Source organism: Streptomyces muensis, assembly GCF_021474425.1.
GTDB lineage: Bacteria > Actinomycetota > Actinomycetes > Streptomycetales > Streptomycetaceae > Streptomyces > Streptomyces muensis.
The window spans coordinates 21567-36504 of record NZ_JAKEIP010000034.1 but is presented as its reverse complement, the minus strand read 5'-3'; the positions used below and the strand labels follow the sequence as shown (position 1 = coordinate 36504).

The window sequence follows — 14938 nt, the reverse complement described above, 5'->3', positions numbered from 1 at the left end:
TCAGCCCTCCAGCGTGAGGTCGTGCGGAGGACGATCGGGATTGGCGCACCGTGGTGGTCTGCGCGGGTTCCAGTACTCGAGCGCGTTGCGGTGGCCGCACTCCGCGCAGGCCACGTGTGCCGCGGCGAGCCGGATCCGGCCGGGCAGCGCGCCGTCGGCGGAGGCACCCATCGGGCCCATCTCGTTGCCGGGCAGCGGATGCTCGCCCGAGGCGAGGTACTCCGCCACGCGCGACACCGCCAGTACGGCGACCGGCTTGCCGTCACGTATGAGCACCAAGCGCGGGACACCCAGCAACAGGAGGGTGACGGCAGGGGAGTTGGCGAGTTCCACTAGGGCGAGGTCGGCGTCCACCTCGATCGCCGGGGGCAGCTCGCGCCAGTCGGCCAGGGTGCCGGCGCCGACGCCGGACAGTTCGGCGGCCGTCACGGTGCCGAGCACGCCGCCGTCGTCGGCGACGACCACTGCGACGCCCGTCAGCAGTGCCCTGGCCTCGGCCGGGGTCAGCTCGGCGGGCAGGACGGCGATGTCATGGTCGGCATGCTTGGCGACCGGATCCGTGGGCCTCAACGCCAGTCTCCGATCAGCACGAATCCGGCCCAGTGATAGGGGTGCGCATAGATCCTCCTGGTGTGGTCGGGCCCTTCGGCGTGTCCTTGCCGCGCGAGCGTGGCCCTCGCGAGCGCCGACCGTAGCCTCCGGTCGTCCTCGCTGTCGCCGTCGGACGATTCCAGCAGCTCCGCGTAGGCGTCCGCGGCGGCGGCGAAGTCCCGGGCGCGGAACCGGGCGTCCGCCAACTCCCGTGCGAGCACCCGGTGTTCACCGCCGACGCGGGTGCAGTAGCCGACGACCTCCGCGAGGGTGGCCTCCCGGACGGCGAGCTGGGCCGTGCGCAGCGCCGCGGCCTTGCCCTCGCCGGCCCGCCTGGCCCGATAGAAGGAGTACATCAGCAGCCCGGTGGCCACCTCGTCCACCGCCCACAGGCTGACCAGCACCGCCGAGGCGCCCGCGTAGATCAACGCCCTTGTCAGACCGAACAGTTCGTCGCCCGGTCGGCGATGCGCGAGCCCGCTCCGGCAGGCGCTGAGGGTGACCAGGTCCGCCGACAGCTCCATGCCCAGGATGCGTTCGGCCGTCAGCAGGCCGTCGTCGGAGCCGTCCGCCGCGAGCAGCACACGGGATCGTGCGGGCCGCTCGGCGTCGAACTCGCCGTGACAGGCCAGGTGGAGCACCGACACGCCGCCGCGCGTTGCCGCCGTCATCCGGGCGACGGTCGCGTCCGGGCCCACGAGCCGGGTGGGGCGGTCCAGCAACGTGCACAGCAGGCCGCTCTGGGCGCGCGAGTGCGACAACGGCTGCTCGGCGCGGGAGTCGGCCAGCACCACCGACCCGCTCGCCGAGGTGCGCCGTTTCGCCTGGCAGTAGCGCATCACGGCGGCGGCGGAGGTGTAGCAGACGGGGTTGCGTGCGACGAGCGGCTCGCCGTCGGCCTCGAAGGCGTGCAGGGGCACACCGTGCAGCACGTCGTGCGGCACGATCCAGATCACCTGCCCCGGCGAGCTGTGCCGCACCAGCGGCTCGACCAGCGGACTCAGCACCTGCCAGTCGGAGGGCTCGGCGGTGTGGACCGCGCTGAACACGTCACCCACGACGCGGGCCAGCGTGGCACGGGCCAGCGGCACCCGCACCATCGTCGGCTCGACCGCGCCCGCGCGGGCCAGCAGCACGACGACCGCGTCCTCCGTCACGTGATATTCGGCCAGCAGGGCCTGTCCGAGCAGCGGTTCCACCTCCGCGAACCGCAACGGGTCGCCGCGCCGCATCTGGGCGTACTCCGCGCCGCCGGCGCCGGTGGCGGCCACCTCCCTCCAGGTTTCCGCCAGTCGTTCGCGGGCCGCGCGCACCGCGGCCAGCGCCCGGACCCGTTCGCCCGGTGTGCCCATGGCCGCGCGCCGCCGTCGGACCTCGGCCAGCTGATCGCGCTCACGGCGCACCAACGCCGTCGGCAGGGCGTCCGCACGCAGATCCGCGGTGTCCCCGAGCTGCTCGAGGAGCAGACGCGACCGGGCCCGTTCGGCCAGGTCGAACGCGGCCACCGCGGGCCGCTCGGGCCACCCGGCCCCGGACGCGGTGGCCAGCAGGGCGATCTGCCGGGTGTGCAGCACTTCGAACCAGCCGTTGATCCGCAACCGCAGACGCTCGTCCACGACCTCGTCGCGGAAGCGTTCCTGCAGCCGTAGCGCCACCTCCAGGGTGTCGAAGGCGGCCGACGGGTCGACGTCCGTCTGCACCCTGGCCAGCTCCATCAGGACGTCCATGGCGATCAACTGCTGGGAGTTGCGTTCCAGCAGCTCGGCGGCGGTGCGCAGGTCCTCGGCGGCCTCGGCGTGCCGGCCCCGGCGCCAGCGCTCCATGCCCCGGTCCACCAGCCGCTGGGCCGGACCGTCGGCAGGCATGAGGGAGGGGGCGATGCCGCCGGCCTCGGCCGGTGCGGTGACCGGCGGCGCCGCGGACACCAGGGGTGACCAGGGAGGCGTGCGTCGACCGAGGTCGATGATCGGCGGCCGGTCGGCGGCCCGTTCCAGTTTCCGGTACTCCGGGTGGTCCTCGAACTCGGGCAGTTTCGCGCCCGCCCATCGACGCGTCGGCGCGAGCAGCGCGGAGTCGGCGGCGATGGCACCGCGTTCGGTCTCCGCCTCGGCGACACGGTCCAGCCGCTCGGCCAGGACTCGGGCCCGGAACAGCCTGGCGAGGGCGGCGAAGTCGGGCAGTCCCGCCTCGGTGAACCCGGACGCGGCCGTGCGATAGGCGGCCTCGGCTCCCGTCCAGTTAGCCTCCGCCTCCAGCACCTGGCCCCTGCTGAGCGCGCAGTCCGCCCGTGCCCGGACGACGGCGTCCGGCGCCGCGTACGGCTCGGCCGCGTCGACCAGGTCGTCGGCCGCGTCCAGCCAGGCCTTCCCTTCGGAGATCGCCGCGTCCGCGGGCGGCCAGCGGCGTTGCGCGTACTCCGGCCAACGGTATTTGCCGTACCGGCCGGTCAGGCAGACCACGGCCAGTGCGGCCATGGTGTGGGGCAGCGCGAGACCGGTGGGGCTGCGTACCTCGTCGTTCAGCCAGGCCTGTGCGACATGGGCGTCGTAGGACGTGTTGTCCCGGCGGAAGTTCTGCGCGGACAGCACCCTGGTCCACCACAGCGGTGAGGCGTCCGCAGGTATCTGACGTGCCGTCAGTTCACCCAGTGCGCCCAGCGAGGTCAGGATGGACGCCCATGCCGCCGGCGTCGAGGGCTGCACCACGCAGGCATAGGCGAGCCAGGTCCCGCCGACGATGCTGCCGACGCCCCGGGCCACCGGCCAGGCCCACCTCGCCGGCCAGCTCAGCACCGTGGTGACCAGCACCTGTGTCAACACCATCGCGAGGGTGGTGACGGCGAAGTCGGACGCGTCACGGGGCAGCGCGTCGGGATCGGCCGTCACCACCAGCAGCAGCCCCAGGTGGGTCCCGATGTCGACGGTCAGATACCCGCGCCGGTCATAGCGGCTCATCGCCCGCGTGGCGGCTCGACCGGCCCAGCACGCCGCCGTCGCCAGCCCGCCCGCGGCCAGCATGAGGGCCGGGTGCAGCGGACTGCCGAGGACGACCACGGCCACGGCCGCCGACAGTGGCAGCCACACCAGCAGCCACGACACCGCCGACACCAGTCGGCCCACCGGTTCCACCGGTCGGCCGGGCACACCGGACAACTCGGCCTTCAGACGGCTGTGATACCGAAACCGCTGCCGCAGCCGCCACCCGGGATCGCTGGCCGCCAGCAGCCGCACGGCGAACGCGCCGATCGCCGGAAGCACCCACCACACCGGCAACCCCGGGTCGGAGTCCCGGATCGCGGCGGTCACCGCGTACCCCAGAGCGAGCTCAGGGGCCCAAAAGCCCGTCACCACCGCGAAGACGACGAGCAGGACGAGCCCCAGCGCGTTGCCGCCGAGGTCCTCGGCCATCCCCGTGAAGCCGAGCAGCACGCCTGCCGACAGGGTCAGGATGTGTCGCACGCCGCGTCCCACGAGGCTCATCATCCCCGACCCACTGTCAGGCCCACAATAAGACCAGTACGTTGCTGACGATCGGACGAGTGAGGAGTCCAGCGGGGGAGGCGTACGTGGCCGTCGGGACAACCGGCTCGGAACCGACCGAGCTCGTACGGGCGTTACTGGTGGGCACCGGCGTCGTGTACGCCTTGCTGCGGCTGCGCGAGGTGCGCGCGCCCATTCGCCGGGGACCGCGCCTCTACGCCCTCGACCTGGTGCTGGCGCTCGCCCTGGTGTCGGCCTCCGGACCCTTCGGCGATCTGGTGACCGAACTGGCCCGGCGGTCGGCGCTGATCCCGCTCGCGGCCGGCCTGGTCGCGGGACTGGCGGGCCTGGCCACCACCGGCCTCGCCACCGCCGCGGTGTTCGCCCTGGGCGGCGGAGGGACGAGCGTGCTCGCGTGGTTCGTCTCCCCACTGCTGGTCGGCGCGGCCCTGCGCGGGATCCGCCCCGAGCCGAGGACTCCGGCCTCGCCGGACGCGTTGTGGCGGTCGGAACTGCGAGCGGTGCGCTGGCGCATCCAGACGCTGCCGGGCGGGATGCATCCCACGTTCCCCGGCCCCTCCGACGTGTTCTGGGGAGTGACGGCCAGGCTGGTGTGCGTCGTCCCTCTCCTGCTGGTGCTCCTGATCCCGGCCTCGGGAGACGAGGACCTGAAGGCGAGGATCGTCTGCGCGCTGATCATGGGGGCGACACTCCTCGCCTACGACCTGGCCCGGCGCCCGCTGCTGATGCCGCATCGCCGGCTCGCCCGCATGACGGACCTCGGTGTGCTCCTCGCTCTTCTGGTCGTGGCATACGGGCCGTTGGGCGAGTCCCTGGCACGGTGGTGGGCCGCCCACCCGTCGGTCGACGAGTGGCGTGTGGCCCTGTTCGCCATCCTCGCCACGGTCATCGCCCCCCTGGTCACGCCACGCTTCGACGGGCGGCGACTGGCCTGGCTGCTCAACCGCTCGATGCGGTTCTTCTACGGCATCCCCCAGATCATGCTGGTCGCCGCGACCTTCCCGTACCTGGTCGGCGGCGTGTTCCACCCGACGCCGGAGCTGACGAAGGCATCCACCCTGGCTCTGGTCGCCGGATTCGCCTACGGCGCGAATTCCGCCCTCTACGCGGCCTACAGCACACGTCACGTCGCGGACGTGCTCATCCTGCTCGACGCCACCCCCCTGCATCGGGAGGGCGTGCTCAAGGCATGGGTGACCGACACCTTCTACCGGCGCAGGCGATGGCTGATCCCGCGCCCCTGGGACTACTCGCTACCGCGGATGGCGGCGACACTGGCCGAACTCAGCGCCCAGTCGTCGGTCGCCACCGCGGGCGTGTACGTACACCTGCCCTGGGGCGGCCGGGTGAGACTGGACCACAGGGCCGTTGCCGGGCTGCTGAGCCTGGCGGAGGAGATCCTGGACCACGTGGACGCCGCCTTCCCGCCCACGCGATACGGACCGGGGACCGGCCTGCACCGAGCACAACAGGTCGCCCGGGCCGACGTCGCCTCCCACCGCAGCCAAGTGGCCCAGTACCTGGACGACTTCGAAGGGACCGTCGCCGCGGCGAACCAGGCCGCCGACCACTACGCCGCGATCGACGCCCCGTCCCACGCCGCCGTCGTGCGCGTCTTCGCCGCCGACCGGCTGTCCAGCCGCGGCCAACACGAAACCGCCGCCGCCCTGCTCGCCGACATCCCGGACGACCTCCCCCCGGTCATCCGCCGACTCCTGCTCGTCATCCGGGCGTCCTCGGCGCACCACGCCCACCGCACCGCCGCCGCCCGCGCTCTGGTGACCGCCGCGAGAGACATTCCCGAGCGCACCACTCCCGACTTCCGCAGGGCCCTCGCCGCCGAGAAGATCGCCTTCCCGTCCTTCGCCGAGGGCGCCCGAAGTGCCATGGTGACGGCCGAACTTCGTCTCGACCGTGAACTGGGCGGCACGCGCGCGAGCACGTAGTGCCGTAGTGCGCGGATAAAGCAGTGGAGCCCTGATCATGGCGATGACAAGGTGAGGCGCATGTCGTCGCCCACATCTGCACAGCTCCTCCATGAACTGCACGCCACCCTCACCCTGCGCAAGCGTCCGGAGGACGTGGCCCGGCTCATCCAGGATCTGTACGCCGCTTTGGGCTCCGACCTCGACACGGCGACCGAGGCGGCGCTCGCCAAGGCTGCGGAACACTCGCTGCGCAACCTCTGGCACGGCTACACCTCCATGTGGGAGGAATTCGCCCGCCCCGTGGGCGCACAGCGCCAGCTCGCCCGCGCGGCAAGCCTGTTCACGAGGGTGCCGGACCTGCCGGACGACACCGGGGACGATCCGGCCCGGATCGAGGCGGTGATCCGGCGAGCGGGTGAGGAGATCGGCCGCGCGTACGGGCAGAACGACTTCGGACTTGACCGCCTCAACCGGGACGAGCGCGCGGCGGCGGGCCTCGGCGAGATCTCCAAACGCCAGTACAACAAGCGCTTCCGGCTACTGCGCCGCATGGAGGCCAAACTGGCCCGGCTCGTCCACGAGCAGCGCCGCCGCGAAGTGACCATCACCGGCAAGGGCGCGTTCGCCCACACCCTCCCGTACGAGCTGTTCGCCACGGACCCGGACACCGCGGCCTTCATCGCCTACGTCACGGCACGCGGCTACATGCGCAGCGTCTTCACCAACGGCCGCCAGCGTCAGGTCTACGACGAGGTCGCCGAGGCCCTGTTCCAGCGCCTGCGGAACCATCCCGAGCGGACCTGCTGGTACGCGGTCGCGCATGTGCACCCCACGGCTGAAGTACTGGCGCAGGTGTCCGACCAGGACCTCACACGGCTGTTGGTCCGATGGAACGGATTCCTGCGCCAGGTCGCGGGTCTGCTGGAGGACGCCTGGAACCGGCATCCGCTGGAACGCGACACGATGATCGTGCGCCGTGGTGACGACTCGTCGACGTGGAACCAGGCCGCACAGGCATGGAACACGGCCCGGGCCCACTGGTTCGCGCTGCTGACCGAGCTGGGGCAGGACCATGTCCTGGATCGGATCTGCCCGGGCAAGGTACCGCGCCTGATGGCGGCCGACGTGGCGTACTGGCACCGCATGAGCGGGGGCGGACTGCACCCGGACACCTACGTCTGGGCCGAACTCCCGCTGCCCTGGGAAGTCCTCCGGGGCGAGAAGGAATGCCCACGCTCGCTCGTCGAAGCCGTCTGCGCCCGCTATCGGGTGGACCCGACAGCGGGCGCCTGGACCGCTGCCAGGCCGGCAGTCGAGGCCGTCGCCTTCCGGCGGACACCCGAGCTGGTGCACGGAGTCGCCGTCGCCGACCCCCTCATGGCCAGCGCGCTCCGGTCGGCAGGCGTCTTCTCCGGCAAGGGCAAGCGTGCCGCCGCTCAGGAGTGGGCGTGACCGGCGGAGATCCACGCACGCGGGCCCTTCAAATCGGTTGACCCACGCACCGGCCCGGGCAATGATCACGGTGGCGACGAGGAAGCTCTGCGGAGGAGCGCCCGGCTCTAATCCCGGGTGGACGTAGGTTCGAATCCTGCCCTCGTCGCCTCTTCGCGCATCCCCAGAAGGGGGACCTCATTGCCCACCAGCCCGACAGGACCGGCCTTGTGATGCGCCAAGCCCACGAGGATCCCGAACTGCTGGCCCTGGTTCGCCGCTATGTCACACCCGAGCGGCGCTATCTGAAGCTCGGCGGCAGCATGCTGCGCATGCGCGGTCCTGAGTACGACCGATTCGTGCGAAACCTCGGCGCGGACGCGGCAGTCATCACCGCGAACGAGATCACCACCCTCCTTGAGGGCGGGTGGCGGGAGCGGAGGACCGCGGCATGGCTCGTGGCCGTGTCCCGCCGGACCGAGTTCCGCGAGCGCCTCGGGGAACTGCTGCTGGCCAGCGAGGTCTGCTGTGCCGGCCCGTCCTACTGTGCGGCCCTGGCCAGTTTCGGAACGCCCCGAGACTCCGAACTGCTGGTCGCCTACCTGGACCGCTACCTTCGCCGCCCCGACCTCGCATACGACCAGACCGTGGCCATGGGCGCCCTCCTGTTCCTCGACCTGAACCTCCAGGAGGACCGAGCCGCCCGTTTCCTGGCCCCGGGCGGCCTGTGGCCCCAGTGGCTCCAGGACGCCCCGCACATGCGGGAGACCACGGGCCTCGCCTCGTACGTGAGCGGCTTTCGCCGGGTCTGCGCCTTCGTGGACGAGTGCGCCGAGGCGGGGTGAGGCGTCGTTGAACGGGCTGAGACCATCACTACGACTACGACTACGACTACGACTACGACGCGGATTCCTGGCCCCGTGCGTGGTGTTGATACTCGGCGCGCTCGCTTGGGCAGCCGTCGCGCTGCTCACGCCGGTCGGTGACGATCCCCAGGAGGCAGTGGAGCGCACGGCGGGAATGCACCACGATCAGCATCAATCCGCGGGGCGTTACTACATACCGACGTACGCGAAGGTGGAGCAGGACGGCACCGCGGTGCTCCGGTACGAGGTGGGCGACGGCCAGGACTCCAGCGTGGAGGACTTCCTTCGCACATACGGCATCACCGCCGAGCCCAAGCGCACCAGCCCGTCCGAGGTGACGTACTCCGACCACTTCGGTGACGTGCGGCGGACGTTCACGATCACCTACAACCCGTCGCCCGAGCCCGGCGGGTACGACTACGCGCGGATCACCGTCAGAGCCACGGGCACCGACGCCGGCTGAGGCGGGGTCACTGACCGAGTGGGCGCCGTGGCAGAGGCGACGAATAGACCACGCTCGTCGTCACCGAGCCCAGCGTGCCGATCTTTCCGGACACCTCCTCCAGGTGCCGCATCGAGCGGGCGGCGACCTTGATGACGAAGCAGTCGTCACCCGTGACGTGATGGGCCTCCAGGATCTCGGGCGTCGCCGCGACCAGGTCGTGGAAGGGCTTGTAGTTGCCGTTCGGATACCGAAGGCGTACGAAGGCCAGGATCGGCAGCCCCAGCCGCTCGGGGTCGACCACGGCGGCGTACCCCTGGATGACGCCCGCCTCCTCCAGGCGGCGCACCCGCTCCGTGACCGCGCTCGCGGACATGGACACGGCACGGGCGAGCTCGGCGAAGCTGGCCCGGCCCTCCCGTTGGAGGACGTCGAGGATGCGCCAGTCGGTGGCGTCCGGGGAAAACGTGGTCATGGGGGAGGGATAGCAGGGGAATCCCCGGTGGATCAAGGGGGGTGCCGGGGATCGTGGCTTCTGGAAGTGGATCACCGGCCGTAGGTTGATGGGCATGACGAACGTTGCCACCGCCACCGCCGCCAGCGCCAACCCCGTCCTGCGCGTCGCGCCCGCCGCCCCCGCCGAGGCCGCCGCCTACTTCCGCGCGAGCCTCGTCTTCCACGCCGACGTCTCCGACGTCGCCGCAGCGCTCGCGGCCGACGGCGACCCCGGCTTCGTCGTCCTGGACTCCCGTTCCACCGAGTCCTGGGACCAGGGTCACATCCCGGGCGCGATCCACCTTCCCACCGCCCTCATCCCCGAGCAGGCCGAGCAACTCCTCGACCGGTCCGTGCCCGTGGTGACGTACTGCTGGGGTCCCGGCTGCAACGGCGCGACCCGCGCCGCCCTCGCCCTCGCAGAACTCGGCTACCAGGTCAAGGAGATGCTCGGCGGCTTCGAGTACTGGGCGCGCGAGGGCTTCGCGTACGAGACCTGGGAGGGCCGCGAGCGGCGTGCCGCCGACCCGTTGACGGCGCCGGTGGACGCGGAGAACTGCGGCTGCTGATCCGCGAGTTGGGCACGGTGACCGGTGAGCCCGCTGTGCGTGTAGGTTCTGCTGCCATGGTGCGATACGCGGAACCGGGCGCGGTGCGGTGGGTGGAGTCGGGCGGCGGCCCGCTGATTGCGGTACCGGAGACGGTGCTGCCGTTCTGGGCGGGCGCGGACGGCGACGAGACCGCCTCGGACTACGACCGGGCCTGCGAGGTCGACGGCTTCGTCGGCCTGCTGCCCGTGGGCGACAGCGCGGCCCTGGTGCTGGGCGACGAACCCGCCTCGACCGCCTATCTGCCCGAACACGGCGTCTTCGTACGCTGGTGCGCGGCCGACTCCGAGGCCGAACTGCTGGCCCGGGTTCCGGCCGCCCTCGCCGGCGCCGTCTGGGAACACGAGGTGCGCTGGAAGGTACCGGGCACGGTGGTCCTCTTCGACTCCGCCTGGCCGGGACCCGAGACCGAGCGGACCGACCATCTGCGCGTGGCCCTGGAACCGGGTGCCTACGCCGTACGCGCCGCGCAGGTCCGGCCCGGACCGGAGACATGGCTGGGGCTCGTCCAGTTGGAACGGCTGCCGCGCTCCGACTAGCTGGGTGTGGTTGCCGCGCTCCGAGTTGCCGGGTGCGGCTTGTCCAGCGTGCGTTGGGGGGGGCTTGTCCAGCGGGCGTGTCGCCGTACCCCGAATAACCAGGTGCGCCGGATCCGGCCGTTCCGCATGATGGTGTGTCATGCCCCGACTCCCGCACCCCGCCCCCGAAGACCTGCGCCGCGACCCCCTGCCCCTGCGCGGCCGGACCGCCCTGGTCACGGGGGCCAGCAGACGTGCCGGCATCGGGCATGCGGTGGCCCGGCGGCTCGCCGCCTACGGGGCGAGCGTCTATCTGCACCACCATGTGCCGCACGACGCCGCCATGCCCTGGGGAGCCGACCGGCCCGAGGAGGTCGTCGCCTCCGTACGCGAGGCGGTCGGTGACCCCGATGCCCAGGTCGTCGCCGGACCGGGCGACCTCTCCGACCCGGCCGCGCCCGCCGAACTGATCGCCACGGCCGCCGAGGCGCTCGGCGGACGGCTCGACATCCTGATCGCCAACCATGCCGTCAGCGGCTCCGACGGCACCCTCGACGAGATCGACGTCACGATGCTCGACACGCACTGGGCCGTCGACACGCGCGCGGTACTGCTCCTCGTCCAGGCGCACGCCCGGCTGAGGCCGGCCGGCCCCGGCGGACGCGTCGTGATGATGACCTCCGGCCAGGACATCGCGGGCGGCATGCCCGGCGAGATCGCCTACGCCCTCCAGAAGGGCGCCCTCGCCTCGATCACCCGCTCCCTGTCGACCACGCTCGCCGCACAGGGGATCACGGTGAACACCGTCAACCCCGGCCCCGTGGACACGGACTACCTGACCGGCGAGGCGTACGACGCCGTAGCCGCCGCCTTCCCGGCCGGCCGGTGGGGCATGCCGGACGACCCGGCCCGCCTCATCGCCTGGCTGGCGACGGACGAGGCGGGCTGGATCACCGGTGAGGTCATCAACTCCGAGGGCGGCTTCCGGCGCTGATCAGAGCGCGGACAGCTCGTCCACCAGGTCGTCCAGGCCCAGCGACCCCTGGGACAGGGCCGCCATGTGCCACGCCTTGAGGTCGAAGCCGTCGCCGTGCCGCTCGCGGGCCTGCTCGCGGCCCAGCAGCCAGGCCCGCTCGCCGAGCTTGTAGCCGATGGCCTGGCCCGGAATCGTCAGATACCGGGTCAGCTCGCTCTCCACGAAGTCCGCCGGACGGCTGCTGTGCGAGCCGAAGAACTCCTGCGCCAGCTCCGGAGTCCAGCGCTCACCGGGGTGGAACGGCGAGTCGGCCGGGATCTCCAGCTCCAGGTGCATGCCGATGTCGACGATGACACGGGCCGCCCGCATCATCTGCGCGTCGAGGTAACCGAGCCGGTGCTCGGGGTCCGTGAGGAAGCCGAGCTCGTCCATCAGCCGCTCCGCGTACAGCGCCCAGCCCTCGCAGTTGGCGCTGACATGGCCGACGGTGGCCTGGTAGCGGGAGAGGCTCTCCGCGACGTGCGCCCACTGGGCGAGCTGGAGGTGATGGCCGGGCACGCCCTCGTGGTACCAGGTCGAGACGAGGTCGTAGACCGGGAACCGGGTCAGGCCCATCGTCGGCAGCCAGGTACGGCCCGGGCGCGAGAAGTCCTCGGTCGGGGGCGTGTAGTACGGGGCGGCCGCGCCGCCGGGCGGGGCGATGCAGGACTCCACCTTCCGTACCCGCTCGGCGAGTTCGAAGTGGGTGCCGTCCAGCTTCTCGATCGCCTCGTCCATCAGGCCCTGAAGCCAGTCGCGGACCTCGTCGACGCCCTCGATGTGCTTGCCGTGCTCATCGAGATGCGCCAGCGCCACCCACGGCGTCCCGGCGCCCGGAAGGATCCGCTCCGCCTCCTTCTTCATCTCGCCGAGTAGACGGTGGTACTCGGCCCAGCCGTACGCGTACGCCTCGTCGAGGTCGAGGTCCGTGCCGTTGAAGTAGCGCGCCCAGCGGGCGTACCGCTCACGGCCCACCGTGTTCGGCGCGCCCTCGATCGCCGGCGCGTACACGTCGCGCATCCAGTCCCGCAGTTCCGCCACCGCGGCCGTCGCACCGCGGGCGGCCTCGTCCAGCTCGGCGCGCAGCGCCTCGGGACCGGCCGACACGAAGTCCTCGAACCAGCCGTGGCCCTCACCCGTGTCGGACCACTCGGTGAGCTGCTCGACGAAGGTGGCGGTCGGCCGAGGGGCCGCGTACAGCTTGCGCTCCAGCCCCAGGGCGAGCGACTCGCGATACCCGGCGTACGCGGTCGGCACCGCGCGCAGCCGCTCGGCGATGGCGGCCCAGTCCTCGTCGGTCCCGCTCGGCGTGACGGTGAAGACCTCACGGATGGAGTGGGCGGGCGTGGCCATGTTGCCGACCGAGCGCAGGCCCTCGTCGGCCTCGTGCACCGCGAGCTCCGCGGTGAGCCGCTCGCGCAGCAGCCGCCCGCACCGGCGCTCGCTGTCACTGTCCGCGCCGGGCGCGCGCTCGGCCTCGTCGAGTCGCGCGAGAGTGGCCCGCTGGAGCTCCGCGAGTGCCTCCTGGCCCGCGGGCGAGAGGTCGGGGAGCCGGCTCGAACTCTCCTTCACACCGAGGTACGTGCCGGTGATCGGATCGAGGGCGATGAGCTCGTCGACATACGCGTCGGCGACCTCACGGGGCAGCGGGCTGTGGGTATCAGACATACGGGCCATCCTCGTACGGCGACCGCCACCGCGTCAGCCCGGTTTCGCCGGTGCCCGCCCGCGTCAGCCGGATTTCGCTGAGGGCTTGTTCTCCGGCGCGCCGGGTGGCAGCAGCGGCCCGCAGTCCCACTGCTGGAAGATCAACCGCGTCTCCACACGCGCCACCTCACGCTGGGAGGTGAACTCGTCCAGCACCAGCCGCTGGAGATCCGCCATGTCCGCGACCGCGACATGGACGAGATAGTCGTCCGGCCCGGTCAGATGGAACACGGTCAGCGACTCCGGCAGCGCCCGGATCCGCTCCACGAACGGCCCCACCAACTCCCGCCGATGCGGCCTGACCTGCACGGACAGCAGCGCCTGAAGCCCGCGGCCCAGCTTGGCCGGGTCCAGCCTGAGCTGATGGCCGAGAATCACGCCCGAACGTCGCAGCCGGGTCACCCGGTCCAGACACGTCGACGGCGCCACCCCGACCTGCACGGCGAGGTCGCGATACGTGGTCCGGGCGTCGTTCTGCAGCAGCCGCAGCAGATGCAGGTCCACCGGATCCAGTACGACAGATTCGGCCATGTGCCGAACGTAACACGGAGTCCGACCCGCGAGGCCCGCTCACTGTTCAGTCTTCCGCTGCATGGACCCAGCGAGCAGGGAGGCATACGCCGGTATGCACGGGTACGACGAGGTACGCACCGCATCCAGAGCACTCGCCACCGAGGCCGTCCACGCCGGCCGCGACGACCTCGCCCGGCAGGGACTGCACGCCCCACCGATCGACCTGTCCACCACCTACCCCTCCTACGACAGCCGCGGCGAGGCCGCCCGCATCGACGCCTTCGCGACCACCGGCGCCGAACCGGACGGCCCGCCCGTCTACGGCCGCCTCGGCAACCCGACCGTCGCCCGCTTCGAGACCGCCCTGGCCCGCCTGGAGGGCACCGAGGCCGCGGTCGCCTTCGCCAGCGGCATGGCGGCACTGACCGCGGTCCTTCTCGTACGGGCCTCCATGGGCCTGCGCCACGTCGTCGCCGTACGTCCCCTGTACGGCTGCAGCGACCATCTGCTCACCGCCGGGCTGCTGGGCTCGGAGGTCACCTGGACCGACCCGGCCGGCATCGCGGAGGCGCTGCGTCCGGACACCGGCCTGGTGATGGTCGAGTCCCCGGCCAACCCCACGCTCGCCGAGGTGGACCTGCGCGCGGTGGCCCACGACTGCGGATCCGTGCCGCTGCTCGCGGACAACACCTTCGCCACGCCCGTACTCCAGCGCCCCGCCGAGCACGGTGCACGGCTCGTCCTGCACAGCGCCACCAAGTACCTCGGCGGGCACGGGGACGTGATGGCGGGCGTGGTGGCCTGCGACGAGGAGTTCGCCGGACGGCTCCGGCAGATACGGTTCGCCACAGGCGGCGTCCTGCATCCGCTGGCCGGCTACCTCCTGCTGCGCGGCCTCTCCACTCTCCCCGTCCGCGTCCGGGCCGCTTCGGAGACCGCCGCCGAACTCGCCCGCCGCCTCACCGCCGACCCGCGCGTCGCCCGCGTCCACTACCCGCGCATCGGCGGCGCCATGATCGCCTTCGAGGTCCACGGCGACCCGCACGAGGCCATCGCGGGCGTCCGCCTGATCACCCCGGCCGTGAGCCTCGGCAGCGTCGACACCCTCATCCAGCACCCGGCGTCCATCAGCCACCGCATCGTGGACGCGGACGACAGGCGGGGCGCCGGGGTCAGCGACCGGTTGCTGCGGATGTCGGTGGGCCTGGAGGACGTGGAGGACCTGTGGGCCGACCTGGATGAGGCACTGGGAGCGCGCCCCGAAAGAGGCGCGGGGAACCGCGCGACCCGCCACAACGAACCCGCGGCAGCCGCCCGGCACTAG

General features: G+C 71.9%; 13 protein-coding genes. 8 read left to right on the top strand and 5 right to left on the bottom strand.

The features are described 5' to 3' along the window. Complete coding sequence (locus L0P92_RS12135; RefSeq protein ID WP_234762573.1) at nt 1-570, bottom strand: hypothetical protein; 570 nt, start codon at nt 568-570, stop codon at nt 1-3. Next, nucleotides 567-4049, bottom strand: coding sequence for a CHAT domain-containing protein (locus L0P92_RS45460; protein WP_234762572.1), 3483 nt, complete (start codon nt 4047-4049; stop codon nt 567-569). The genes L0P92_RS12135 and L0P92_RS45460 overlap by 4 nt, the downstream gene beginning before the upstream one ends. Nucleotides 4050-4156: 107 nt before the next feature. Here L0P92_RS45460 and L0P92_RS12125 point away from each other — a divergent pair, with 107 nt between their 5' ends. From L0P92_RS12125 to L0P92_RS12110, 4 genes are all read left to right on the top strand, one after another. Further along, nucleotides 4157-6037, top strand: a complete 1881-nt coding sequence (locus tag L0P92_RS12125; protein ID WP_234762571.1) for a hypothetical protein — start codon at nt 4157-4159, stop codon at nt 6035-6037. Nucleotides 6038-6097: 60 nt separating this feature from the next. Then, entirely contained in the window at nt 6098-7471 is a 1374-nt protein-coding gene (locus L0P92_RS12120) for a hypothetical protein (RefSeq protein ID WP_234762570.1), read from the top strand. Nucleotides 7472-7683: 212 nt separating this feature from the next. Next, on the top strand, nt 7684-8295 hold the full coding sequence (locus L0P92_RS12115; RefSeq protein WP_234762569.1) for a DUF6000 family protein: 612 nt from the start codon (nt 7684-7686) through the stop codon (nt 8293-8295). Nucleotides 8296-8374: 79 nt separating this feature from the next. Continuing rightward, entirely contained in the window at nt 8375-8779 is a 405-nt protein-coding gene (locus tag L0P92_RS12110) for a hypothetical protein (RefSeq protein WP_234762568.1), read from the top strand. 7 nt (nt 8780-8786) lie between these two features. Here the strand turns inward: L0P92_RS12110 and L0P92_RS12105 are convergent, their stop codons facing one another. Then, nucleotides 8787-9233 (bottom strand): Lrp/AsnC family transcriptional regulator, encoded by a 447-nt coding sequence (locus L0P92_RS12105; protein WP_062723023.1) that lies wholly within the window; start codon nt 9231-9233, stop codon nt 8787-8789. A gap of 94 nt (nt 9234-9327) precedes the next feature. Here L0P92_RS12105 and L0P92_RS12100 point away from each other — a divergent pair, with 94 nt between their 5' ends. The 3 genes from L0P92_RS12100 (at nt 9328) to L0P92_RS12090 (ending at nt 11373) form a co-directional block, all read left to right on the top strand. Next, nucleotides 9328-9822, top strand: coding sequence for a rhodanese-like domain-containing protein (locus L0P92_RS12100; RefSeq protein WP_234762567.1), 495 nt, complete (start codon nt 9328-9330; stop codon nt 9820-9822). A 56-nt stretch (nt 9823-9878) separates the two neighbouring features. Then, nucleotides 9879-10400 carry an immunity 21 family protein gene (locus L0P92_RS12095; RefSeq protein ID WP_234762566.1) on the top strand — a complete coding sequence of 174 codons (522 nt, stop codon included), beginning with the start codon at nt 9879-9881 and terminating at the stop codon, nt 10398-10400. 139 nt (nt 10401-10539) lie between these two features. Next, nucleotides 10540-11373, top strand: coding sequence for an SDR family oxidoreductase (locus L0P92_RS12090; RefSeq protein ID WP_234762565.1), 834 nt, complete (start codon nt 10540-10542; stop codon nt 11371-11373). On the opposite strand, the gene L0P92_RS12085 is transcribed toward L0P92_RS12090, so the two are convergent. Both L0P92_RS12085 and L0P92_RS12080 read right to left on the bottom strand, forming a co-directional pair. Beyond that, nucleotides 11374-13062: a DUF885 domain-containing protein gene (locus L0P92_RS12085; protein WP_234762564.1), complete on the bottom strand. Its 1689-nt coding sequence runs from the start codon at nt 13060-13062 to the stop codon at nt 11374-11376. It lies immediately after the preceding gene. 63 nt (nt 13063-13125) lie between these two features. Beyond that, nucleotides 13126-13632 carry an Lrp/AsnC family transcriptional regulator gene (locus tag L0P92_RS12080; protein WP_234762563.1) on the bottom strand — a complete coding sequence of 169 codons (507 nt, stop codon included), beginning with the start codon at nt 13630-13632 and terminating at the stop codon, nt 13126-13128. Nucleotides 13633-13726: 94 nt separating this feature from the next. Between L0P92_RS12080 and L0P92_RS12075 the strand changes: the two genes are divergently transcribed. Next, on the top strand, nt 13727-14938 hold the full coding sequence (locus tag L0P92_RS12075; RefSeq protein ID WP_234762586.1) for a trans-sulfuration enzyme family protein: 1212 nt from the start codon (nt 13727-13729) through the stop codon (nt 14936-14938).